The following is a 22,685-nucleotide window of genomic DNA, read 5'->3' as shown; positions in this document are numbered from 1 at the left end:
TGCTGCTGGCCGCAGATCGGGGGATCGCCGCCTGAGGCGGCGTGCGTGGCTCAGCGGCGTGAGTGGCCGAAGAGGATGCGGTAGGCGACGAGCAGGACGAGTGAGCCGCCGATGGCCGCCGCCCAGGTCGCTCCGTCGTAGACGTCGGTGGCTATCGGGCGGTCGAGGTAGCGGGCGGAGAGCCAGCCGCCGATGAAGGCGCCCGCGATGCCGATGAGGGTCGTGCCGATGAAGCCGCCCGGGTCGCGGCCCGGCAGCAGGATTTTGGCGACGACACCGGCCACGAGCCCCAGAACGATCCAGCTGATGATGCCCATGCGGTGAACCTGCCCCTCTACGTGCTGTTGTCCTTGAGGACGTCACGGGAGCGGGGCGCGGTTGCGGTGATCAGCGTGATGCGGCGTATGACACACGAGGGCCGCACCGCGGTGCGGCACGGCCCGGGAGGTGCGTCAGCGCGTCGCGAACGGCTGGTCCGTACGCACGATTTCGCGGCCCAGCGGCATCAACGACACCGGGATCAGCTTGAAGTTGGCGACGCCCAGCGGGATGCCGATGATCGTGACGCACAGGAGGAAGCCCGTGACGATGTGGCCGAGCGCGAGCCACCAGCCCGCGAGGATCAGCCACAGGACGTTCACGACGCAGGACGGCGCGCCCGCGTCGCGGCGCTCAACTGTCGTGTAGCCGAAGGGCCACAGGGCATAGCGGCCGATGCGGAAACTGGCGACTCCAAACGGGATGCCGATGATCGTGACGCACAGGAGCACCCCGGCCAGGAGATAGCCGAGGAACATCCAGAAGCCGCACAGGACTAGCCAGATGACGTTGAGGATTGTCTTCACTGTTGGCGACCTGCCATCTGCTCGAGCCGGGCAATGCGCTCCGCCATCGGCGGATGCGTGGAGAACATCTTGGACATGCCCTGCCCGGGACGGAAAGGGTTCGCAATCATCATGTGGCTTGCCGTCTCGATGCGTGGCTCGGGGGGCAGCGGAAGCTGCTTGGTGCCCGCGTCGAGTTTGCGCAGGGCGCTCGCGAGGGCCAGTGGGTCCCCCGTGAGCTGTGCGCCGGACGCGTCGGCCTCGTACTCCCTGGAGCGGCTGATCGCGAGCTGGATGACGGAGGCGGCCAGCGGACCCAGGAGCATGATCAGCAGCATGCCGAAGATGCCGGGGCCTTCGTTGTCGTTCGACCGGCCGACCGGGATCAGCCAGGCGAAGTTGACCAGGAACATGATCACCGAGGCGAGTGCGCCGGCGACCGATGAGATCAGGATGTCGCGGTTGTAGACGTGGCTCAGCTCGTGGCCGATGACTCCGCGCAGCTCACGCTCGTCCAGGAGGCGCAGGATGCCGTCGGTGCAGCACACCGCCGCGTTGCGCGGATTGCGGCCGGTCGCGAAGGCGTTCGGCGCCTCGGTGGGCGAGATGTAGAGCCGGGGCATGGGCTGACGTGCCTGGGTGGAGAGCTCGCGGACCATGCGATAGAGCTCGGGGGCCTCGAATTCGCTCACCGGGCGCGCGCGCATGGCGCGCAGGGCGAGCTTGTCGCTGTTCCAGTACGCGTACGCGTTGGTGCCGAGCGCCACGAAGAGCGCGACGATCAAGCCCGTACGTCCGAAGAAACTGCCGATGACGAGGATGAGAGCGGACAGTCCCCCGAGGAGTACGGCGGTCTTCAGCCCGTTGTGCCGGCGGTGCACGGTGCGCCCTCCTGTGGTGCGTGGGGGAACCCTCTGTCTGCTGGTGCTTCCACTCTTCAGTGGACCCTCCCGTACTGGTCAACGCCAGGCGGGGAGCACTAGTTCCCTTGTGCGCGCAGGAGCGGTGTGGGCCGCTCGGGTGATGCCCGAACGGCCCACACGGAGAAGGTGACGCGTCAGAAAAGGCCGGTGTCGGAGAACCTCAGGACGAGTTGCGGCGCTCCGGAGAGCGCGATGCCGAGGACCGCGGTCAGGGCGATGGCGGCCGTGAGGGGGGCCGGGACGCGGTGCTTGACCGGGTCGCCCTCGGGGGCGCGGAACAGCAGCGCGGTCCACTGGAGGTAGTAGAAGAGCGCGATCACCACGTTCACGGCCATCACCACGGCGAGCCAGCCGAGGCCCGCGTCGACCGCCGCCGAGAAGACGGTGACCTTCGCGAAGAGGCCGATGATGCCCGGCGGCAGGCCCGCGAGGCAGAGCAGGAAGAAACCGAGCACCAGGGCCGCGAGCGGGCTCCGGGCGTAGAGGCCGCGGTAGTCGCTGACGCGGTTCAGGCGCTGCGTACGGCCGACAAGGGCGGCGACGGCGAAGGCGCCGAGGTTCACGGCCGCGTACATCAGGGCGTACGCGACGGTGGAGCCGACGGCCTTCTCCGCCTCCGCGGGGTTGTCGGCGTATCCGGCCGCCGCGATCGGCACGAGCAGGTATCCCGCCTGGCCGACGGAGGACCAGGCGAGCAGGCGTACCGCGCTGTACGCGCGCGTGGTCTGCTGGCGCAGCGCCGCCACGTTGCCCGCGGTCATGGTGAGGGCGGCGAGCACGGCGAGTGCCGGGCCCCACACGTCCGCGTACGAGGGGAACGCGACGACGGTGACGAGGATCAGGCCGGTGAAGCCGACCGCCTTGCCGACCACGGAGAGATACGCGGCGATCGGCAGCGGCGCGCCCACGTAGGTGTCGGGCACCCAGAAGTGGAAGGGCACGGCGGCCACCTTGAAGGCGAAGCCGACGAGGGTGAGGGCAACGCCGGTCTGGGCGAGCGTGTCCAGCTGCCCGTCGACGTGCTGGAGCTCCTCGGCGATCTCCGTGAGGTGCAGGGTGCCGGTCGCGGCGTACACGAAGCTGACGCCCATCAGGGTCACGGCGGTCGCGGTGACGGAGGAGAGGAAGAACTTCAGGGCCGCTTCGGAGGACCGCTTGTCGCCGTGCCGCAGGCCGACGAGCGCGAAGGCGGGCAGGGAGGCGACCTCCAGGGCGACGATGAGCGTCGCGAGGTCGCGCGAGGCGGGCAGCAGCGCGGCGCCCGCCGCGGAGGAGAGCAGCAGGAACCAGAACTCCCCTTCGGGGAGTTCCTTGTCGGTGCCGTGCGCGTCCTTGAGCGTGCTCATCGAGAGCAGCGCGGCCAGCAGGGCGCCGCCGAGGACGAGCAGTTGGATGACGAGCGTGAAGCGGTCCGCGGTGTAGCTGCAGGCGTCGGCGCCGCCGGTCAGGCAGAACGTCGACCGGTCGTCGTTCAGGATCGGCAGCAGGGAGAGCGCGGCAGCGGCAAGGCCCGCCACGGAGATCCAGCCGAGCAGCGCCTTCTTGTTGTCGCCCACGAACAGGTCGGCGACGAGCACGAGGAGGCCGACGACCGCCGCGATGGTGGGCGGGGCGATCGCGAGCCAGTCGACGGACTGGACGACGCCGGCGGCGCTTTCGGCGGCCACGGTCACGACTTGCCTCCTGAGAGGAGCTGCTGCACGGCCGGGTCGGTGAGGCCGAGCAGAGCGGCGGGCCAGAGCCCGGCGAGGACGGTGAGGGCGACGAGCGGCGTCCAGGCGGCGAACTCATAGCCCTGGACGTCGGCGAGCGCCGGGGTTTCGTTCTTGGCGGCCCCCTGGGGCCCCTGAGCCACCGGGCCCATGCAGACGCGGCGTACGACGATGAGCATGTACGCGGCGGTGAGCAGGGTGCCGATGGCGGCGATCGCCATGAAGGTGAGGAAGGCCGGGCGGCTGAGGTCGTCGGCGGGCTTGAACGCGCCGAACAGGGCGAGCATCTCGCCCCAGAACCCGGCGAGGCCAGGAAGCCCGAGCGAGGCGACCGCGCCGAACGCGAGGAGACCGCCGAGGCGGGGCGCCTTGCCGTAGAGCGCGGCGCCCGATTCCTGCGCGAGGGTGTCGAGGTCGCTGGTGCCGGTGCGGTCCTTCAGCGCGCCGACGAGGAAGAACAGCAGGCCGGTGATGAGGCCGTGCGCGATGTTGGCGAAGAGCGCGCCGTTCACGCCGGTCGGGCTCATCGTCGAGATGCCGAGCAGGACGAAGCCCATGTGGCCCACGGACGAATAGGCGATGAGGCGCTTGAGGTCGCCCTTCGCGCCCTGCTTGGCGAGGGCGAGGCAGGCGAGCGAGCCGTAGATGATCCCGACGACCGCGAAGGCCGCGAGGTACGGCGCGAAGGTGTGCATTCCGTCGGGCGCGATGGGCAGCAGGATCCGGACGAATCCGTACGTTCCCATCTTCAGCAGCACGCCGGCCAGCAGGACCGAGCCGACGGTGGGCGCGGCGGTGTGCGCGTCCGGGAGCCAGCTGTGCAGCGGCCACATCGGCGTCTTGACCGCGAGTCCGATCCCGATCGCCAGAACGGCGATGACCTGCACGGATGTGGTCAGGCCCCGGCCGTTGTCAGTGGCGAGTGCCACCATGTCGAATGTGCCGGACTTGAGGCCGATGAGGAGGAGACCGAGCAGCATCACGACGGAGCCGAGCAGCGTGTAGAGGATGAACTTCCAGGCCGCTTGCGTGCGTTCGGCGCCGCCCCAGCGTGCGATGAGGAAGTACATCGGGATGAGGACCATCTCGAACGCCAGGAAGAACAGCAGCAGATCGAGGACGGCGAAGGTCGCGAGGGTGCCGGCCTCGAGCACGAGGATCAGCGCGACAAATGCCTTGGGAGACGGGCCCGCAGGCATTTTGAAGTAGGAGTACAGCGCGCAGAGGAAGGTCAGGAGCGCGGTCAGGACCAGGAGGGGGAGCGAGATGCCGTCGATGCCGAGGTGGATGCGCACGTCGAGTGCGGGGATCCAGCTGATATCGGTCGTGGCCTGCATTTTTGACGGGTGGTCATGGTCGAAGCCGAGCGCCAGGATGATCGCGGCGATCAGGATCACGCCCGTCACGATCACGCCGTGGCGGAGCGCTGCCTGGTCGGGTGACTTCCCCTTCAGTCCGGGCGGGGCCGGGAGCAGGGCGGCCACGGCGCCGATGAGCGGGCCGACCACGATCAACGCGAGAAGAAGCTGCATCACGGATTCACTGATATCGATCACGGCTGCTCACGCTCCGGCGGTGGCGACGAGGACGGCGGCGACAGCCAGGACGACGGTGCCTGCGAGCAGCGCGCTCAGGTAGGTCTGCACATTGCCCGTCTGCGCGCGGCGGACGGCTGCGCCGAGCCAGCGGGGTGCGGTGCCCGCGCCGCGTACGTAGGTGTCGACGACCTCGCGGTCGAGGAACCGGACGAGGCGTGCGGCGGCCTGGACGGGGCGCACGAACAGGGCGGTGTACACAGCGTCGAGGTGGAAGCCGACGGCGGCGTGCCGGTGCAGCGGGCCGAGCAGCAGGCGGCCGGGGTCGGCCGGGTCGTGGGCGGCGGCCACATCTCCGTAGGCGGGGGTGTGCGTGGCGATGGCCTCGGCCTCGACGACGCCTCCGTCGGCTCCCGCGTCGGCGGCGACCGCGCCCATCGGGTGCCGGGCGGCGAGCGCCGTCGTGTGGCGCCACGCGCCGTACGTGACGAGTCCGCCGACGAGGGCGAATCCCGTGCCGAGTACGGAGGTGGTGAGGGTCGGGGTGAGCGAGTGGCCGTCGAACCAGTCCGGCAGGACGCCGACGGTGAGGCCGAAGGCGAGTGAGGGGACGGCGAGCACCCAGAGCACAGCGGTCATCGTGAGGGGCTGCCTGCCGTGGTCGGGGGCTTCGGGGCCCCTGCCGTTGAAGGCCAGCAGCCACAGGCGCGTCGCGTAGGCGGCGGTGAGGAGGGCGGTCAGCAGGCCAGCGATCAGGACGATCCAGCCCGCGGCGGTGGGGGCGGTCTCGGAGTGGCCGGTGGCCGCGTGCTCGGCGGCGCCCAGGACGGCTTCCTTGGAGAAGAAGCCGCTGAACGGCGGGATCGCGGCGAGCGCGAGGAGCGCCACGGTCATCGTCCAGAAGGCGTCGGGGACCCGGTCGCGCAGACCCTTCATGCGGGACATCGCGGCGAGGGAGTTGGTGCCGGCGGCGTGGATGATCACGCCCGCGCCGAGGAAGAGGAGCGCCTTGAACGCGCCGTGCGAGAGGAGGTGGAAGACGGCGGCGCCGCGGTCGCCGACGGCGAGGGCGCCGGTCAGATAGCCGAGCTGACCGATCGTCGAGTAGGCGAGAACGCGCTTGATGTCGTCCTGGGCGAGCGCCGCGAGGGCCGAGCCGGCCATCGTGACGGCGGCCATGACGGCGAGGACGACCAGGGCCGCCGACGAGGCGGCGAAGACCGGGAGGAGCCGAGCCACGAAGTAGACACCGGCGGCGACCATCGTCGCGGCGTGGATGAGCGCGGAGACGGGCGTGGGGCCCGCCATCGCGTCGGGCAGCCAGGTGTGCAGCGGGAACTGCGCCGACTTGCCCGCCACACCGGCCAGGAGCAGCAGGGCGATCAGCGTCGGGTGGTCGAGGCCGCCGTCCGCGACCTTCGCGAGGATCGTCGTGATGCGGAACGACCCGGCGTCGACGGCGAGCGCGAACAGGCCGATCAGGAAGGGGACGTCGCCGAGCTTGGTGACGAGGAAGGCCTTGAGGGAGGCCGCGCGGGCTTCGGGCGTCTCCCAGTAGTGGCCGACGAGGAAGTACGAGCAGATGCCCATGATCTCCCAGCCGACCAGGAGCACCATCAGGTCGCCGGAGTAGACGACGAGCAGCATCGCGGAGGTGAAGAGGGAGACGAGAGCGGCGTACGAGGGGTAGCGCGGGTCGTCGCGCAGGTAACCCGTCGAGTAGATCTGCACGCAGGAGGCGACGACGCCGACGAGTACGGCGACGAGGGCGGCGAAGCCGTCGATGTGCAGGGCGAGTTCGACGGGGACCGAGCCGGTCGGGGTGAGCTCGGTCGCGGAGTCGATGTCGGCGCCGCCGCCGTGGCGGGCGGCGACCAGGACGGCGATGACCAGCGCCGCCAGGGTGGGCAGCACCGCGAGGGGGCGTACGAGACCCGGGACGGTGCGGCCGAGCAGCAGGCCGGCGAGCGCGCCGAGGAACGGCAGGAGGGGGACGAGTACGGCGAGGGTGATCGTGGTCACGCGGTGGCCTCAGCCTTCTGCGACTTCTTCGGCTTCTCTGCCGTCTCCGCCGGGGCGGGTTCTTCGGCGACGGCGCCCTCGGCGTCGTCATCGGGGGCATCGGGGTCGTCCGGGCGCTCGGCGGTGTCGCGGAGGTCGTCGATGGCGGAGGAGCCGCGGTTGCGGTAGACCGCCAGGACGATCGCGAGGCCGATGCCGATCTCCGCCGCGGCGATGGCGATGGTGAAGAGGGTCAGGGCCTGGCCGGAGTGGAGGGCGTCGCGGAGCCAGACGTCGAAGGCGACCAGGTTGAGGTTGACGGCGTTGAGCATGAGCTCGACGGACATCAGGACCAGGATCGCGTTGCGGCGGGCGAGGACTCCGTACAGGCCTACGCAGAAGAGGAGGACGGCCAGGACGGCGGGATAGGCGAGGTGCATCAGCGCTGCTCCTTGTCGCTGGGGGCACCGGTCGTGGCGCTGTCGCCGGGGGCGCCGGTCGTCGGGGTGTCGCCAGGAGTGCCGGGGGCGCCGGTCAGGCGGGTCATGCGGGCGTTCCTGCGGGAGAGGACGATCGCGCCGACCAGGGCGGCGAGGAGCAGGACCGAGAGGGCCTCGAAGGGCAGCACCCAGTGCTGGAAGAGGAACTTTCCGGTCACGGCGGTGGAGCCCTGGGCCTCGTCGGCGGCGCGGTCGAGGTCGATCCAGGTCGTCCGGAAGGCGTCGACGACGACCCAGACCAGGGCGGCGGCGGCGAGGACGGCCACCGCGAGCGCGACCGGACGGTTGCCCGAATCGGCGTCCGGGGAGCGGCCGATGGGGGCCCGGGTGAGCATCAGTCCGAACAGGAGGAGGACGACGACGGAGCCGACGTAGATCAGTACCTGCACCCAGGCGATGAACTCGGCGGTGAGCAGGAGGTACTCGACGGCCAGGCCGCCGAGTGTCGCCACCAGCCACAGGGCGGCGTGCACCAGCTGCTTGGTGGTGACGGTGACGATCGCCGAGCCGAGGGTGACGAGGCCGACCAGGAGGAAGGCGATCTCCACTCCCGTCGGGGAGAGGAAGCCCTGGGGGGCGTTGGCCGCCAGCGGGGCGTTGGTCGCCAGGGCGGCGGTGGCTGCGAGGGTCACGCGTCTCCCTCCGGTGCGGACGGCGCTTCCGGGGACGGCGCTTCGGGGGACGGCGCTTCCGGGGTCGCGGCGGCGGCTTCGGCTGCCTGAGCTGCTTCGGCTTCCTGGGCCGCGGCCAGCTTCTCCGCTGCCTTGCGGGCGGTGACGATTTCCTTGGGGTCCTCGGCCGCGGGGTCCAGGGCGGGCGGGGCCGGGACCGTCCACATCCAGTCGCGGAGCTTGTCGCGCTCGTGGGTGAGTTCGTGGATGTCGGTCTCGGCGTACTCGAACTCCGGGGACCAGAACAGTGCGTCGAAGGGGCAGACCTCGATGCAGATACCGCAGTACATGCAGAGGGAGAAGTCGATGGCGAAGCGGTCGAGGACGTTGCGGCTGCGCTCGCGGCCGCCCTCGACTGCCGGCGGGACCGTCTCCTTGTGGGAGTCGATGTAGATGCACCAGTCCGGGCACTCACGGGCGCAGAGCATGCAGACCGTGCAGTTCTCCTCGAAGAGCCCGATGACGCCGCGGGTGCGGGGCGGGAGTTCGGGCTGGTGCTCCGGGTACTGCTCGGTGACGGTTTTCTTCGTCATCGTGCGGAGGGTGACGGCGAGGCCCTTGGCCAGGCCGGATCCGGGGATCGGGGCCACTAGTTGATCGCCACCTTCACGATGCCGGTGAGCGCGATCTGCGCGAGTGCGAGTGGGACGAGGAGGGTCCAGGAAAGCTTCTGGAGCTGGTCCTCGCGGAGACGGGGGTAACTGACGCGGAGCCAGATCACCACGAAGGCCAGCAGTCCGGTCTTCAGGAGGGTCCAGACCCAGCCGAGGCCGTCGGCACCCCACGGGCCGTGCCAGCCGCCGAGGAACAGGACGGTGGTGAGGCCGCAGAGGACGACGATTCCGGCGTACTCGGCGAGGAGGAACAGGGCGAAGCGCAGGCCCGTGTACTCGGTGTACGCGCCGAAGATGATCTCCGAGTCGGCGACCGGCATGTCGAAGGGCGGGCGCTGGAGTTCGGCGAGACCCGCGACGAAGAACACGAGGGCGCCGACGATCTGCCAGGGCAGCCACCACCACTCGAAGGCGTTGAGGATGCCGGGCAGGGACACCGTCCCGGCCGCCATCGCGACCGAGGCCGCGGCGAGCAGCATCGGGAGTTCGTACGCCAGGAGCTGGGCGGCGGTGCGCAGGCCGCCGAGGAGGGAGAACTTGTTGGCGCTGGCCCAGCCCGCCATGAGCGAGCCGAGTACGCCGACGCCCATCACCGCGAGCACGAAGAAGATGCCCGCGTCGACGAGTTGGCCGACGGCGCCTTCGCTCGGGCCGATGGGGATGGCGATCAGGACGAGGAGGTACGGCAGCAGGGCGACGGCGGGGGCGAGCTGGAAGATGCGGCGGTCGGCCTCGGCCGGTACGACGTCTTCCTTCTGGGCGAACTTGACTCCGTCGGCGACGAGCTGGGCCCAGCCGTGGAATCCGCCCGCGTGCATGGGGCCGAGGCGGCCCTGCATATGGGCCATCACCTTGTGCTCGGTCTGGCCGATGACCAGGGGCAGGACCATGAAGACGGCGAAGACGATGAGGAGACGCAGGGCGACGTCGAGCGCGTCGGTCACTCCGAGCCTCCTGGGCGGTTGTCCTCTGTGTCGGCTGTGTCGGCTGTGTCGGCTGTGTCGGCCGTTTCAGGTGTGCTGTCGGTGTTGTCGGTGCCTTCGGCGCTGGTGTCGCCGGTGTCGGTGTCGGGGGTCTTGGGCGGCTCCCGGGTTTCCCGTACCGGCTTGTCGGGGGTCTCGAATGCCGGGCGGGCCTGATGCCATGGGGCGTCGGAAGCGGCTTCGGGAGCCGCTTCCGGCTTCGCCTCGGGCGACTTCGCCTCGGGCGACTTCGCCTCGGGCGCCGGCTCCCCCGCCGGTCGCTGCGACGCCGAGCCCTGGCTCACGCTGCGCGCCCGGCGCGGAGTCGGAGCCGGAGCCTCGGGCTGCGCCCCCTCCGCCTGGCCGGCAGCCGCCGCGCTCGCCTGGCTCGTCGAGCCCTCCCCCGCCGTGCGGGTCCGGCGGGCCGGGCGGTCGCCTGCCGCGCGGGCGGCGCCGCGGGCCGGGCGGGCCGGGGCCGCCGGGAGCTGGCCCTTCAGGGGGCCCCATTCGTTCGGGTCGGGTACGCCGGGAGGCAGCATCTGGCGGCGCTTGGGCCCGCCGTGCTCCGACTCCCCCGGCTCCTTCGCGCCGGGCCACGCCTTGGCGACCCGGGCCGCCAGGACGAAGTCCTTGCGGAGGGGGTGGCCTTCGAAGGTGTCCGGGAGGAGCAGCGGCACCAGGTGCGGGTGGCCCTCGAAAGCGACGCCGAACATCTCGTGCGTCTCGCGCTCGTGCCACGCCGCGCCCGCGTAGACGTCGACCGCGGTCGGCAGCACCGGGGCGTCGTGCGGAACGGTCGTACGGATGAGGAGACGGCGTACCGGAGAGAGGGCGACGACATGGGCCGAGACGTGGAAGCCCGTGCCCGGTTCGTCGACGGCGCTCAGCCAGTCGAAGTAGGTGCAGGTCAGGGTCGTGCGCGCGGTTTCGAGCGCCGCGATCCACGAGCTCGGCGGGACGTCGACCGTCAAGAGGTCGTACGACTCGTCGGCCGTGGCTTCCGCGCCGAAGAGCTCCTCGACGGGGCTCGGCAGCCAGCCGGTCATGCCTTCCCCTCCCCCGGCGTCGAGGCGTCCGGCGTCGCGGCGTCCGGCGTCGAGGCATCCGGCGTCGAGGCGTCCGGCGCCACCGGCGGCTTCACGAGCCCGCTCTGGAGAGCCGCCGCCGAAGGCCGGCTGCCGCTGCCCTTCCCGCCGCCGTTGCCGTACCGCTCGCTCAGCGACTCCGACGCGATCTTCTCCTGGAGCTTGAGGATGCCCTGGAGGAGCGCCTCGGGCCGGGGCGGGCAGCCGGGTACGTACACATCGACCGGAATGATCTGGTCGACGCCCTTGGTCACCGCGTACGAATCCCAGTACGGGCCACCGCAGTTGGAGCAGGCGCCGAAGGAGATGACGTACTTGGGCTCGGGCATCTGCTCGTACAGGCGCTTCACGGCCGGGGCCATCTTGTCCGTGACCGTGCCGGAGACGACCATCAGGTCGGCCTGGCGCGGCCCCGGCGCGAACGGGATCACGCCGAGCCGGATGAAGTCGTGCCGGGCCATGGAGGCGGCGATGAATTCGATGGCGCAACAGGCGAGGCCGAAGTTGAAGACCCACAACGAGTACCGGCGGCCCCAGTTGAGGACCACCTTCATAGGCTCGGGGGCCAGGCGCGAGAGCACGCCGAGCTTCTCCGGCTCGGGTCGCAGCACCGGCTCCGGCAGATCTACCGAGGCGGAAGCGGAAGCGGGGGTCACGTCCATGTGAGGACGCCCTTCTTGTATGCGTACAGCAGGCCCACGGTCAGGAAGCCGAGGAAGATGAACATCTCCACCAGCGTCGTCGCACCGTAGCCGGGCGCGGCGAAAACCGTCGCCCATGGAAAGAGGAAGATCGAGTCGACGGCGAAGATGACGTAGAGGAACGCGTAGACGTAGTAGCGGACCTGGGTGTGGGCCCAGCCGTCGCCGACCGGGTCGACGCCGCACTCGTACGTCAGGAGCTTCTCGGGTGTCGGCACGACGGGCCGCAACAGCCGCCCCGCGCCGAAGGCTACGGCGACGAACAGCACGCCGACGACGGCGAGCAGTCCGACGACGGAGTACGACTGGTAGTAGCTCGCCGCGACATTCGTCACGTGCACGTCAGCCCCTCACTCCCTGTTCTCTCCGACCGCGGATCACCGGTCACCGACCGCGCCATCATTGACGTCATCGATCACCCCATCAATCACGTCATCGATCACGTCATCGATCACGTCATTGCCACCGACTGCTGAACACTGATCACTGTTCGACGATCTGTACGCACGGGAGTCTAGGGCCTGCTAAAGACGAGGTAAGCAGAGCGTCACGCATCGGCAAGTACTCGCCGCATCGATCGACGGATCCATCGACGGATCGATCGACGGGTGGGGTTATCCCCCGGACGTCCTGGCGGCCCTCCTCATGGCATCGCGGCGGCGAGCCGTGCACCCTGACGCTTATGACCGCACGCGCCACGTCCTCGATCACCTCCCAGGGCTCCCCGGGCTCCCCGGGCTTCCCGGGCACCCCGGCCTCCCCGCCGCCGCCACCCGCGCGCTTCGCGGCGTACGACCGGCAGACCTGGAAGGAGATCGCGTATCTCCTCGCCAACCTGCCGATCGGCGTGGCCGGTTTCGTCTACGTGGTCGTGACGCTCGCGGCCGGCGGCGGTCTCGCCGTGACGGTCGTCGGGCTGCCGCTGCTCGCGGGCGCGCTGATCGGCGCGCGCCAGATCGGCAGGGTGGAGCGGGCGCGGGCCAGGAAGCTGCTCGGTCTGCGGATCGACGAGCCGAGCCCGATGCCGAAGCAGCGGGGGCACGGTTTCTTCAGCTGGCTGTGGTCGAGTCTTAAGGATCCGGTCGGCTGGCGCACGATGCTGTACTCGTTCATGCGGCTGCCCTGGGGCGTGGTGACCTTCGCCGTCGCCCTGATCGGTCTCTTCGTGCTGTGGCCCGTGCTCCCCTACATCGTGCGCGGCCTGACCAACGCCGACCGCGTGATGGCGCGCGGGCTGCTCTCGCCCTCCGACGAACTGGAGCGGCGCATCGTGGAGTTGGAGTCGGACCGCGGTGTCGTCGTCGACACCGCCGCGGCCGACCTGCGCCGCATCGAGCGCGACCTGCACGACGGGGCGCAGGCCCGCCTGGTCGCCCTCGCCATGGGGCTCGGTCTGGCCAAGGAGAAGCTCCTGGAGGGCCAGGCCGACGACACGGTGGCGGCGATGGTCGACGAGGCGCACGGCGAGGTGAAGCTCGCCCTCCAGGAACTGCGCGACCTGGCCCGCGGCATCCACCCGGCGGTCCTGACCGACCGCGGCCTGGACGCGGCCCTTTCCTCGGTGGCCTCGCGGTGCACGGTCCCGGTGAAGGTGACCGCCGATCTGCCGGCCCGCCCGGCCGCCGCGATCGAGGGCATCGCGTACTTCACGGTCTCCGAGCTGCTGCAGAACGTCAGCAAGCACAGCGGGGCCCGTTCGGCCTCCGTGGAGGTGTGGCGTGCCGACCAGCGGCTGCTCATCCAGGTGTGGGACGACGGCAGGGGCGGCGCGAGCCTGGACGGGGGCACGGGCATGGCGGGGCTCGCGGACCGGCTCGGCGCGGTCGACGGCCTGTTCGTGATCGAGTCGCCGGAGGGCGGCCCCACGACGATCACGGCGGAGCTGCCGTGGCGGGACCGTGACAGGGACGGGGAGAGGGACCGGGACCAGGCGGCCCGGGGGTAGGGAAAACCCCCGGTCGAAGACACCTACGCACCACATGGTCCGGATCAGCTTCGGCCAGCACTCTTGAGGTACGACGCCGAAGCAGACCCCACACATCACGCGGACCGAGCAGAAACGGACGACACCGATGGCCACGGAGTACGGACAGGAGTACGGACGCATGGACCGTTCGGAGTTCCGGGGATCCGACCTCGACGAGCGACGCCACCGTGTCCCCACCGGGCTGCGCGCGCCGATCGAGGCCCGCGCCTGGAAGGAGTTCGGCTATGTGCTCCTCAGCCTGCCGATCAGCATCGTCACCTTCACGTTCGCGGTCACGATGCTGTCGCTCGGCGCCGGCCTGCTGATCACGTTCATCGGCATCCCGGTGCTCGCCGCCGGGCTCGCCGCCTGCCGCGGCATCGGCTCGCTGGAGCGGGTGCGGGCGCGGGCGCTGCTCGGCGTGGAGGTGGCGAACCCGGAGCCGCTGCGGCCCAAGAACGGCGGCGGGATGATGGCGTGGATGGGGGCCGTGCTCAAGAGCGGTGTCTCCTGGCGGCACGTCCTCTACGCCATCCTCCACATGCCCTGGGCGATCTTCTCCTTCACCGTTTCGGTGGTCTTCTGGACGTACGGCTGGGCGATGCTCACGTACCCGCTGTGGCAGTGGCTCTTCCCGGTCTACGGCGGCCAGGACGGCATCCAGCTCTACGGCGACGACGGCCACCGCATCTACCTGGACAACCCCTTCGAGATCGGCGCCACCGCCCTCACCGGCCTGCTGATCACGCTGGCCACCCCCTGGATCATCCGGGCCCTGACCACCGTCGACCGCGTCATGGTGGCCGGTCTGCTCGGCCCGTCGAGCCTGGCCACGCGCGTCGTCGAGCTGGAGTCGGACCGCGGTGTCGTGGTCGACACGGCAGCGGCCGACCTGCGCCGCATCGAGCGCGACCTGCACGACGGGGCGCAGGCCCGCCTGGTCGCCCTCGCCATGGACCTGGGCCTGGCCAAGGAGAAGCTGACGGAGGACCCGGAGGCCGCGGCGCGCATGGTGGGCGAGGCGCACGGCGAGGTGAAGGTGGCCCTCCAGGAGCTGCGTGACCTGGCCCGCGGCATCCACCCGGCGGTCCTCACCGACCGCGGCCTGGACGCGGCCCTTTCCTCGCTCGCCGCCCGGTGCACGGTTCCGGTCCAGGTCGAGGTGGATCTGCCCGCGCGGCCGGCCGCCGCGATCGAGGGCATCGCGTACTTCACGGTCTCCGAGCTCCTGCAGAACATCAGCAAGCACGCGCGGGCGTCCCGTGGCTCGGTCGACGTCTGGCGGGTCGAGGACCGGCTGATGCTCCAGGTCACCGACGACGGCGCCGGGGGCGCGGACGTGACCGCCGGTTCCGGCCTTGCCGGGCTCGCCGAGCGGCTCGACGCGGTCGACGGGATCCTGGTCGTGGATTCGCCGGCGGGCGGGCCCACGACGGTGACGGCCGAGCTGCCCTGGCGGGCGTAGCCGCGGACCACCGGCAGGCGTAGCCGTCGGTCTCCGGCAGGCGTAGCCGCGGACCTCTCCTCCGCTCACCTCCTCCGCTCACCCATCCGGTCGCCCGCAGCACGGGGCGGCCGGATGGGTGCTGTCCGTGCCCGCTCCTCCGGCCGCCAGGAGCGAACAAGGGCAAGCGGTTGTCCGCGAACGCCGTAACGCCCCTTCGTACGCGCGATACTGAGGTGCCGGGGGACATCCAGAATCAAATATGCCGGGGGGCCGTGAACGTGGAGGACAAAGTGCGGGTCGTCATCGCCGAGGATTCGGTGCTGCTCAGGGAGGGCCTGACCCGGTTGCTGACCGACCGCGGGCACGACGTCGTCGCGGGGGTCGGCGACGCGGACGCGCTGATCAAGACGATCAACGAATTCTCCGCCGCGGGCGAGTTGCCCGACGTGGTCGTCGCCGACGTGCGGATGCCTCCGACGCACACCGACGAGGGGGTGCGTGCCGCGGTGCATCTGCGCCACCAGTTCCCGGGACTCGGGGTGCTCGTCCTGTCGCAGTACGTCGAGGAGCAGTACGCCACCGAGCTGCTCGCCGGGTCCAGCCGTGGCGTCGGCTATCTGCTCAAGGACCGCGTCGCCGAGGTGCGCGAGTTCGTGGACGCCGTGGTGCGCGTCGCGCAGGGCGGCACCGCGCTCGACCCGGAGGTCGTGGCGCAGCTGCTCGGCCGCAGCCGCAAGCAGGATGTCCTCGCGGGGCTTACTCCACGCGAGCGCGAGGTACTCGGTCTGATGGCCGAGGGGCGGACGAACTCCGCGGTGGCCCGGCAGTTGGTGGTGAGCGACGGTGCGGTCGAGAAGCACGTCAGCAACATCTTCCTGAAGCTGGGGCTCTCGCAGAGTGACGGGGATCACCGGCGCGTGCTGGCGGTCCTCACCTACCTCAACTCGTAGCAACCTGACACTCTGTCAGCTATTTGGCAGCACGGAAAACCCATGGCAGCAGCATGAGTACGGAGAACGGTCCTAGAACCAAAGGATGAGTGGGGGACGTCTTCCATGACGGCCGGGGGGTGCGGCACATCATGACAAAACGGGGCATTGAAGCGTCTCAAAAGCACGTCCGTCATGCGATCAACCCCAGGAAGGTGACCCTTACAGACGTAGGGTGGGCCTTGGGAAGGCCGGTCGCCCAGCCCTTCCCGCTCAGCCGCCCGAGGGAGGTCCAGTTCAGTGACCAGCCAGGTCAGTAGCCCAGCCGAGCAGGCCGATGGGGCAGTCGTCGGAGAGCAGCGCAAGCCTGCTGGTGAGAAGGATGTACGCCGTCTGGACCGGGTGATCATTCGCTTCGCGGGTGACTCCGGTGACGGTATGCAGCTCACCGGTGACCGGTTCACATCGGAGACGGCGTCCTTCGGGAACGACCTCTCGACACTGCCGAACTTCCCCGCCGAGATCCGTGCTCCAGCCGGGACCCTGCCGGGCGTCTCCTCCTTTCAGCTGCATTTCGCCGATCACGACATCCTCACGCCGGGCGACGCGCCGAACGTGCTCGTCGCGATGAATCCGGCGGCACTGAAGGCGAACATCGCCGACGTGCCGCGCGGGGCGGAGATCATCGTCAACACGGACGAGTTCTCCAAACGGGCGATGCAGAAGGTCGGCTACGGGGTCTCGCCGCTGGAAGACGGTTCGATGGACGGTTACAGCGTCCATCCGGTGCCGCTGACGACGCTGACGGTCGAGGCGCTCAAGGAGTTCGACCTCTCGCGCAAGGACGCCGGCCGCAGCAAGAACATGTTCGCGCTCGGCCTGCTGTCGTGGATGTACCACCGCCCGACCGAGGGCACCGAGAAGTTCCTGCGCACGAAGTTCGCCAAGAAGCCGGACATCGCCGAGGCGAACATCGCCGCCTTCCACGCGGGCTGGAACTTCGGCGAGACGACGGAGGACTTCGCCGTCTCGTACGAGGTGGCCCCGGCCGCCCACGCCTTCCCGGCCGGCACGTACCGCAACATCTCCGGGAATCTGGCCCTCTCCTACGGGCTGATCGCCGCGGGCCGGCAGGCGGACCTGCCGCTCTACCTGGGCTCGTATCCGATCACTCCGGCCTCCGACATCCTGCACGAGCTGTCCAAGCACAAGAACTTCGGTGTGCGGACCTTCCAGGCCGAGGACGAGATCGCGGGGATCGGCGCCGCACTGGGTGCGGCGTTCGGCGGCTCCCTCGCGGTGACGACGACCTCGGGGCCCGGTGTGGCGCTGAAGTCGGAGACCATCGGGCTCGCGGTGTCGCTGGAACTGCCGCTGCTGATCGTGGACATCCAGCGCGGCGGCCCTTCCACCGGTCTGCCGACCAAGACCGAGCAGGCGGATCTGCTGCAGGCGATGTTCGGGCGCAACGGCGAGGCACCGGTGCCGATCGTGGCACCCAAGACCCCGGCGGACTGCTTCGACGCGGCGCTGGAGGCGGCCCGCATCGCGGTCACCTACCGCACACCGGTGTTCCTGCTGTCCGACGGCTATCTGGCCAACGGCTCCGAGCCGTGGCGCATCCCGGACACCGATGAACTCCCGGACCTGCGCGTCCAGTTCGCCTCGGGGACCAACCACACCGAGGACGATGGCACCGAGGTCTTTTGGCCGTACAAGCGCGACCCGCAGACCCTGGCCCGTCCGTGGGCGATCCCGGGCACGCCCGGCCTGGAGCACCGCATCGGCGGTATCGAGAAGCAGGACGGCACCGGCAACATCTCCTACGACCCCGCCAACCACGACTTCATGGTCCGCACCCGCCAGGCCAAGATCGACGGCATCCAGGTCCCGGATCTGGAGGTCGACGACGCGACCGGCGACGCCAAGTTGCTGGTCCTGGGCTGGGGTTCGACCTACGGGCCCATCACCGCGGCGGTACGCCGCCTGCGGGCGGTCGGCGAGAGCGTGGCGCAGGCCCATCTGCGCCACCTCAACCCCTTCCCGCGGAATCTGGGCGAGGTCCTGAAGCGTTACGACAAGGTGGTGATTCCCGAGATGAACCTCGGGCAGCTCGCCACTCTCCTCCGCGCCAAGTACCTCGTGGACGCGGTCTCGTACAACCAGGTCAATGGAATGCCGTTCAAGGCCGAGCAGCTCGCCACGGCTCTCAAGGAGGCCATCAATGGCTGACACGAAGACCGAAGGCACCGGGAGCACGATCGAAGCGCTTTCCCTGGTCCCCAAGGCCGAGGCCAAGCAGTCCATGAAGGACTTCAAGTCCGACCAGGAGGTGCGCTGGTGCCCCGGCTGCGGTGACTACGCCGTCCTGGCCGCCGTGCAGGGCTTCATGCCCGAACTCGGCCTGGCCAAGGAGAACATCGTCTTCGTCTCCGGCATCGGCTGCTCCTCCCGCTTCCCGTACTACATGAACACCTACGGGATGCACTCCATCCACGGCCGCGCCCCCGCCATCGCCACCGGACTCGCCTCCTCCAGGCGGGACCTGAGCGTCTGGGTGGTCACCGGCGACGGCGACGCACTGTCCATCGGCGGCAACCACCTCATCCACGCCCTGCGCCGCAACGTCAACCTGAAGATCCTGCTCTTCAACAACCGCATCTACGGCCTTACCAAAGGCCAGTACTCACCGACCTCCGAAGTCGGCAAGATCACCAAATCCACGCCAATGGGCTCCCTCGACGCACCCTTCAACCCGGTGTCCCTCGCGATCGGCGCCGAGGCCAGCTTCGTGGCCCGCACCGTGGATTCGGACCGCAAACACCTCACCTCGGTACTGCGCGAGGCCGCCGAGCACCCCGGCACCGCCCTGGTGGAGATCTACCAGAACTGCAACATCTTCAACGACGGCGCCTTCGAAGTCCTCAAGGACAAGCAGCAGGCCGAGGAAGCCGTCATCCGCCTGGAACACGGACAGCCCATCCGCTTCGGCCCACCCCTGGAAAACGGCCTGGGCTCCAAGGGCGTCGTGCGCGATGCGGCCACCGGAGATCTCAAAGTCGTCCCGGTCACTTCCGAGACCGAGTCTCAGATCCTGGTCCACGACGCGCACTCCACCTCGCCCACGCTCGCGTTCGCACTGTCCCGCCTCGCCGACCCCGACACCCTGCACCACACCCCGATCGGCGTCTTCCGCGACGTCGAACGCCCGGTCTACGACACCCTGATGTCCGACCAGCTCGACACCGCCATCGAGCAGAACGGCAAGGGCGACCTGGCCGCGCTCCTGGCGGGCGGCGACACCTGGACCGTCGTCGGCTGACCCGGCACGCCCCTCGCTCAACTCGCCCGACCCGAAGCCCGGTTCAGAGTCCCGAACTCAGGACCGGGCTTCGTCGTACGCCTGGCGCGCTTCCTGTACGTCCGCGAGGCGCCGCTCGGTCCATTCGGCGAGCACCCGGACCTGCGCGCCGGCCTCGCGGCCGAGGTCGGTGAGCGAGTAGTCGACGCGCGGCGGAATGACCGGCTTGGCGTCGCGGTGCACGAGGCCGTCGCGCTCCAGGGTCTGCAGGGTCTGCGTCAGCATCTTCTCGCTGACCCTGCCGAGCGCCCGGCGCAGCTCGCTGAAGCGGTACGAGCGCTCGTCCAGGGCGATCAGGACGAGCACGCCCCAGCGGCTCGTGACGTGCTCCAGGACGAGGCGCTGCGGGCACATTCCCTCGTCCCCGAGATTCCAGTTACTTACTGTCATGCCAGTACCTTACTTCAAAGTGGGTACTTTCCAATAGTTAGCGCCCAACGTAAGCTCATCGTCACAACCACACCAAAGGGAGATTCAAGACATGAGCATCGTTGTCACCGGAGCCACCGGACAGCTCGGCCGTCTCGTCATCGACGGACTGCTCGACGCGCAGGTACCCGCCGGGCAGATAGCCGCCGTCGTCCGCGACAAGGAGAAGGCCGCCACTCTCGCCGCACGCGGTGTCGAGCTGCGCATCGCGGACTACAGCGCGCCCGAGACCCTCGCCGGCGCCTTCGCCGCGGGGGACCGGGTCCTGCTGATCTCCGGCAGCGAGGTCGGGCAGCGCGTGGCGCAGCACGCGGCGGTGATCGACGCCGCGCGCGCCGCGGGCGTCGCGCTCCTCGCGTACACCGGGGTCCTGGGCGGGCCCGACGCCGACTTCGACCTCGCGGCCGAGCACAAGGTGACCGAGCAGCTCATCCTCGACTCCGGCCTTCCTTACACCTTCCTGCGCAACGGCTGGTACCACGAGAACTACACCGCCAACCTCGCCCCCGTCCTGGAGCACGGCGCCGTCGTCGCCTCCGCGGGCGACGGCCGGGTCGGTTCCGCCTCGCGCGCCGACTACGCGGCGGCCGCCGTCGCCGTACTGACCGGCGAGGGCCACGAGGGCAAGGCGTACGAGCTGAGCGGCGACGTGGCGTGGAGCCTGGCCGAGTACGCCGCCGAGGTCGCACGGCAGAGCGGCAAGGACATCTCGTACGCGAACGTCCCCGCCGAGCAGAACCTCGCGATCCTGACCGGCGCCGGGCTCCCCGAGCAGTTCGCCGCGATCCTCGTCGACGTGGACGCGGCGATCCAGCGGGGTCTGCTCGCCGGCGGGAGCGGCGAGCTGTCCCGCCTGATCGGGCGCCCGACGACGCCTGTCGCGGACGCGATCTCGGCGGCCCTGAAGGGCTGAAGGCTCACAGGCTGGCGGGCCGAAGCCGCAGGTCGTGAGGGTGCGCGGGGAGCGTGCCTGACGTCATGACCGTTTTCGTGAGACGGGCATGACACGAGGGTGTCCGGGCCGCTACCTTCTTGGGTGCAGCGTGGGGCTGCCTGGTACCAAGGAGGGGCCGTGGACGCTGCCGCAGCTGAGCAGTCGAAGAGCGAGCAGCGCATAGGCCTGCTGAACGGTTTCGCGGCCTACGGGATGTGGGGCCTCGTGCCCCTGTTCTGGCCGCTGCTCAAGCCGGCCGGGGCGGGCGAGATCCTCGCGCACCGGATGGCCTGGTCCCTCGTCGTGGTCGGCGTCGCGCTGCTGGCCGTGCGGCGCTGGGCCTGGGCGGGCGAGCTGATCCGCCAGCCGCGCAAGCTGGGCCTGGTGACGATCGCCGCGGCGGTCATCACGGTCAACTGGGGCGTCTACATCTGGGCCGTGAACTCCGGCCACGTCGTGGAGGCCTCCCTCGGCTACTTCATCAACCCCCTGGTCACCATCGCCATGGGCGTCCTGCTTCTCGGCGAACGGCTGCGGCCCGTGCAGTGGACGGCCGTCGCCGTCGGCCTCGCGGCGGTCCTCGTCCTCGCCTTCGGGTACGGGCAGCCGCCGTGGATCTCGCTCTGCCTCGCCTTCTCCTTCGCCACGTACGGCCTGGTGAAGAAGAAGGTCGGTCTCAGCGGTCTGGAGTCCCTCGCCGCCGAGACCGCGATCCAGTTCCTGCCCGCGGTCGGGTTCCTCGTGTGGCTCGGGGTGCGGGGCGACGCCACGTTCGGCGCGGAGGGCGGCTTCGGGCACGGGGCGCTGCTCGCGGCGACCGGTGTGGTCACCGCCATTCCCCTGGTCTGCTTCGGGGCCGCGGCGATCCGGGTGCCGCTCGCGACGCTCGGGATGCTGCAGTACCTCGCGCCCGTCTTCCAGTTCCTGCTCGGCATCCTGTACTTCCATGAGGCGATGCCGCCCGAGCGGTGGGCCGGGTTCGGTCTTGTGTGGCTGGCGCTGACGTTGCTGACGTGGGACGCGGTGCGGGGGGCTCGGCGCACCGCGGTTCGGCTTGCCGCTGCGCGGGCTTCCGCGGTTCCTGTCGCGGGGCGGGAGACCGAGCCGATGACTCCCGCCGCCGGGCGGGAAGCGGAGTCCTCGGTCTGACGTTGCCTGCGGGTGCGTTGGAGGTGGGCGCGCAGTTCCCGCGCCCCTTCGGGCGCTGGTCGCTCAGTTCCAGGCTCCTGATGCCGCAGCTGCCTTTGCGTAGACGCTGAAGTCTCGGGGCTCCCGGCCCAGGACATCTCGTACGCCCGTCACCGGCGCCGCGTTGTAGCCGGTCTTCAGCCAGTCGAGGACATCGGCGAGGGCGCGGGCGATGTCGGCCGGGACGTCGGCCGCGGTCAGCTCCGCCACGTACGCCTCCGGGGTGATGTGCTCGAAGCGCATCGGCCGCCCCGAGGCCTCCGCCAGCTCCGCTACCGCGTCGGGGAAGCTCAGCGCGCGGGGTCCTGACAGCTCGTACGTACGGCCCGTGTGCCCCTCCTCGGTGAGCAGGGCCGCGGCCACCTCCACGATGTCCTCCACGTCGATGAACGGCTCCGGCACGTCGCCGACGGGCAGCGCGAGGCGGCCTTCGAGCAGGGCCGTGGCGAAGATGTCCTCGTCGAAGTTCTGCGAGAAGTTGTTCGGGCGGATCACCGTCCAGTCGACGTCCGCCGCGCGCACCACGCGCTCGGCCTCCGCCATGGACGGCTCGAAGGAGTCCTTGAACACCTCGACGCCCCGCCCGGACAGAACCACGAAGCGGCGTACGCCCGCTGCCACGGCCGTGTCCACGAAGTCGGCGATCGGCTCGGGTTCGGGCGGGCCTACGAGGTAGAGGGCGGTCACGCCCTCAAGGACCGGGGCCCAGGTGGAGCGGTCGTTCCAGTCGAAGCGGGTCTCGCCGGAGCGCGAGGCCGCGCGCACGGTGTGACCCGCGTCCCTGAGCAGGGGCACCAGGCGGCGGCCGGTCTTGCCGGTGGCGCCGAGCACGAGGATGAGGGCGTCGGGCTGCGTCTGCTTCTTCGGGTTCGTGGTCATGGGTCAAGCCAACTCCCCCTGCCC

23 protein-coding genes are annotated in these 22,685 nt (G+C 70.1%); 8 read left to right on the top strand and 15 right to left on the bottom strand.

What is annotated here, in order from left to right:
* Positions 1–50 precede the first annotated feature (50 nt).
* The 13 genes from AB0E78_RS26455 to AB0E78_RS26395 all read right to left on the bottom strand — a co-directional run bounded on the left by AB0E78_RS26455 (position 51) and on the right by AB0E78_RS26395 (position 11,869).
* The gene (locus tag AB0E78_RS26455; protein ID WP_361837150.1) at positions 51–317 is read right to left on the bottom strand and encodes a GlsB/YeaQ/YmgE family stress response membrane protein; all 267 of its coding nucleotides are present in this window, start codon (positions 315–317) and stop codon (positions 51–53) included.
* A gap of 135 nt (positions 318–452) precedes the next feature.
* On the bottom strand, positions 453–845 hold the full coding sequence (locus AB0E78_RS26450) for a YccF domain-containing protein (protein ID WP_361837147.1): 393 nt from the start codon (positions 843–845) through the stop codon (positions 453–455).
* On the bottom strand, positions 842–1,705 hold the full coding sequence (gene htpX, locus AB0E78_RS26445) for a zinc metalloprotease HtpX (RefSeq protein ID WP_361837145.1): 864 nt from the start codon (positions 1,703–1,705) through the stop codon (positions 842–844). Before htpX ends, AB0E78_RS26450 begins: the two co-directional genes overlap by 4 nt.
* 176 nt (positions 1,706–1,881) lie before the next feature.
* Positions 1,882–3,420, bottom strand: a complete 1,539-nt coding sequence (locus tag AB0E78_RS26440) for an NADH-quinone oxidoreductase subunit N (RefSeq protein WP_361837142.1) — start codon at positions 3,418–3,420, stop codon at positions 1,882–1,884.
* Positions 3,417–5,015 (bottom strand): NADH-quinone oxidoreductase subunit M, encoded by a 1,599-nt coding sequence (locus AB0E78_RS26435; protein WP_361837140.1) that lies wholly within the window; start codon positions 5,013–5,015, stop codon positions 3,417–3,419. The genes AB0E78_RS26440 and AB0E78_RS26435 overlap by 4 nt, the downstream gene beginning before the upstream one ends.
* 6 nt (positions 5,016–5,021) lie before the next feature.
* Complete coding sequence (locus tag AB0E78_RS26430; RefSeq protein WP_361837137.1) at positions 5,022–7,016, bottom strand: NADH-quinone oxidoreductase subunit L; 1,995 nt, start codon at positions 7,014–7,016, stop codon at positions 5,022–5,024.
* Complete coding sequence (nuoK, locus tag AB0E78_RS26425) at positions 7,013–7,435, bottom strand: NADH-quinone oxidoreductase subunit NuoK (protein WP_361837134.1); 423 nt, start codon at positions 7,433–7,435, stop codon at positions 7,013–7,015. The genes AB0E78_RS26430 and nuoK overlap by 4 nt, the downstream gene beginning before the upstream one ends.
* Positions 7,435–8,103, bottom strand: coding sequence for an NADH-quinone oxidoreductase subunit J (locus AB0E78_RS26420; RefSeq protein WP_361837748.1), 669 nt, complete (start codon positions 8,101–8,103; stop codon positions 7,435–7,437). The genes nuoK and AB0E78_RS26420 overlap by 1 nt, the downstream gene beginning before the upstream one ends.
* Before the next feature lie 20 nt (positions 8,104–8,123).
* Positions 8,124–8,756: an NADH-quinone oxidoreductase subunit I gene (locus AB0E78_RS26415; RefSeq protein ID WP_361837131.1), complete on the bottom strand. Its 633-nt coding sequence runs from the start codon at positions 8,754–8,756 to the stop codon at positions 8,124–8,126.
* Positions 8,756–9,724, bottom strand: coding sequence for a complex I subunit 1 family protein (locus AB0E78_RS26410; RefSeq protein ID WP_361837128.1), 969 nt, complete (start codon positions 9,722–9,724; stop codon positions 8,756–8,758). Before AB0E78_RS26410 ends, AB0E78_RS26415 begins: the two co-directional genes overlap by 1 nt.
* Positions 9,721–10,788 (bottom strand): NADH-quinone oxidoreductase subunit C, encoded by a 1,068-nt coding sequence (locus AB0E78_RS26405; protein ID WP_361837126.1) that lies wholly within the window; start codon positions 10,786–10,788, stop codon positions 9,721–9,723. Before AB0E78_RS26405 ends, AB0E78_RS26410 begins: the two co-directional genes overlap by 4 nt.
* On the bottom strand, positions 10,785–11,489 hold the full coding sequence (locus AB0E78_RS26400) for an NADH-quinone oxidoreductase subunit B family protein (RefSeq protein WP_361837123.1): 705 nt from the start codon (positions 11,487–11,489) through the stop codon (positions 10,785–10,787). The genes AB0E78_RS26405 and AB0E78_RS26400 overlap by 4 nt, the downstream gene beginning before the upstream one ends.
* Positions 11,480–11,869: an NADH-quinone oxidoreductase subunit A gene (locus AB0E78_RS26395; protein ID WP_361182433.1), complete on the bottom strand. Its 390-nt coding sequence runs from the start codon at positions 11,867–11,869 to the stop codon at positions 11,480–11,482. Before AB0E78_RS26395 ends, AB0E78_RS26400 begins: the two co-directional genes overlap by 10 nt.
* Between AB0E78_RS26395 and AB0E78_RS26390 the strand changes: the two genes are divergently transcribed.
* The 6 genes from AB0E78_RS26390 (at position 11,864) to AB0E78_RS26365 (ending at position 19,192) form a co-directional block, all read left to right on the top strand.
* Positions 11,864–12,004 (top strand): hypothetical protein, encoded by a 141-nt coding sequence (locus AB0E78_RS26390; protein ID WP_361837120.1) that lies wholly within the window; start codon positions 11,864–11,866, stop codon positions 12,002–12,004. The two genes, AB0E78_RS26395 and AB0E78_RS26390, sit on opposite strands and share 6 nt — an antisense overlap.
* Before the next feature lie 206 nt (positions 12,005–12,210).
* Positions 12,211–13,473 carry a sensor domain-containing protein gene (locus tag AB0E78_RS26385; RefSeq protein WP_361837117.1) on the top strand — a complete coding sequence of 421 codons (1,263 nt, stop codon included), beginning with the start codon at positions 12,211–12,213 and terminating at the stop codon, positions 13,471–13,473.
* A 127-nt stretch (positions 13,474–13,600) separates the two neighbouring features.
* A complete protein-coding gene (locus AB0E78_RS26380) occupies positions 13,601–14,959 on the top strand; it encodes a sensor domain-containing protein (RefSeq protein ID WP_361837115.1) in 1,359 nt (452 codons plus the stop codon).
* Positions 14,960–15,231: 272 nt separating this feature from the next.
* Complete coding sequence (locus AB0E78_RS26375; RefSeq protein ID WP_361837745.1) at positions 15,232–15,891, top strand: response regulator transcription factor; 660 nt, start codon at positions 15,232–15,234, stop codon at positions 15,889–15,891.
* A gap of 279 nt (positions 15,892–16,170) precedes the next feature.
* On the top strand, positions 16,171–18,102 hold the full coding sequence (locus AB0E78_RS26370) for a 2-oxoacid:acceptor oxidoreductase subunit alpha (protein WP_361837113.1): 1,932 nt from the start codon (positions 16,171–16,173) through the stop codon (positions 18,100–18,102).
* Positions 18,095–19,192 (top strand): 2-oxoacid:ferredoxin oxidoreductase subunit beta, encoded by a 1,098-nt coding sequence (locus AB0E78_RS26365; RefSeq protein WP_361837111.1) that lies wholly within the window; start codon positions 18,095–18,097, stop codon positions 19,190–19,192. Before AB0E78_RS26370 ends, AB0E78_RS26365 begins: the two co-directional genes overlap by 8 nt.
* Positions 19,193–19,249: 57 nt before the next feature.
* Here AB0E78_RS26365 and AB0E78_RS26360 read toward each other — a convergent pair whose 3' ends face one another.
* Positions 19,250–19,621, bottom strand: coding sequence for a helix-turn-helix domain-containing protein (locus tag AB0E78_RS26360; protein WP_361837108.1), 372 nt, complete (start codon positions 19,619–19,621; stop codon positions 19,250–19,252).
* Positions 19,622–19,712: 91 nt separating this feature from the next.
* Here AB0E78_RS26360 and AB0E78_RS26355 point away from each other — a divergent pair, with 91 nt between their 5' ends.
* Positions 19,713–20,573, top strand: a complete 861-nt coding sequence (locus AB0E78_RS26355) for an NAD(P)H-binding protein (protein WP_361837105.1) — start codon at positions 19,713–19,715, stop codon at positions 20,571–20,573.
* A 159-nt stretch (positions 20,574–20,732) separates the two neighbouring features.
* A complete protein-coding gene (rarD, locus tag AB0E78_RS26350) occupies positions 20,733–21,743 on the top strand; it encodes an EamA family transporter RarD (protein ID WP_361837102.1) in 1,011 nt (336 codons plus the stop codon).
* Positions 21,744–21,806: 63 nt separating this feature from the next.
* On the opposite strand, the gene AB0E78_RS26345 is transcribed toward rarD, so the two are convergent.
* Positions 21,807–22,661 (bottom strand): NAD(P)H-binding protein, encoded by an 855-nt coding sequence (locus tag AB0E78_RS26345; protein ID WP_361837099.1) that lies wholly within the window; start codon positions 22,659–22,661, stop codon positions 21,807–21,809.
* Between the last annotated feature and the right edge of the window lie 24 nt (positions 22,662–22,685).

The sequence above is a fragment of the Streptomyces sp. NPDC032198 genome, assembly GCF_040636975.1.
GTDB lineage: Bacteria > Actinomycetota > Actinomycetes > Streptomycetales > Streptomycetaceae > Streptomyces.
Note: the sequence above shows the minus strand (reverse complement) of the source record. Positions and strands in the feature narration are given on the sequence as shown.

Bases quoted from the DNA above. Each gene is read 5' to 3' on its own strand.
- AB0E78_RS26355 (WP_361837105.1), top strand. From the start codon at position 19,713: ATGAGCATCGTTGTCACCGGAGCCACCGGACAGCTCGGCCGTCTCGTC.
- AB0E78_RS26360 (WP_361837108.1), bottom strand. From the start codon at position 19,621: ATGACAGTAAGTAACTGGAATCTCGGGGACGAGGGAATGTGCCCGCAG.
- AB0E78_RS26380 (WP_361837115.1), top strand. From the start codon at position 13,601: ATGGCCACGGAGTACGGACAGGAGTACGGACGCATGGACCGTTCGGAG.
- AB0E78_RS26365 (WP_361837111.1), top strand. From the start codon at position 18,095: ATGGCTGACACGAAGACCGAAGGCACCGGGAGCACGATCGAAGCGCTT.
- AB0E78_RS26405 (WP_361837126.1), bottom strand. From the start codon at position 10,788: ATGACCGGCTGGCTGCCGAGCCCCGTCGAGGAGCTCTTCGGCGCGGAA.
- AB0E78_RS26455 (WP_361837150.1), bottom strand. From the start codon at position 317: ATGGGCATCATCAGCTGGATCGTTCTGGGGCTCGTGGCCGGTGTCGTC.
- nuoK (WP_361837134.1), bottom strand. From the start codon at position 7,435: ATGCACCTCGCCTATCCCGCCGTCCTGGCCGTCCTCCTCTTCTGCGTA.
- AB0E78_RS26345 (WP_361837099.1), bottom strand. From the start codon at position 22,661: ATGACCACGAACCCGAAGAAGCAGACGCAGCCCGACGCCCTCATCCTC.
- AB0E78_RS26400 (WP_361837123.1), bottom strand. From the start codon at position 11,489: ATGGACGTGACCCCCGCTTCCGCTTCCGCCTCGGTAGATCTGCCGGAG.
- AB0E78_RS26385 (WP_361837117.1), top strand. From the start codon at position 12,211: ATGACCGCACGCGCCACGTCCTCGATCACCTCCCAGGGCTCCCCGGGC.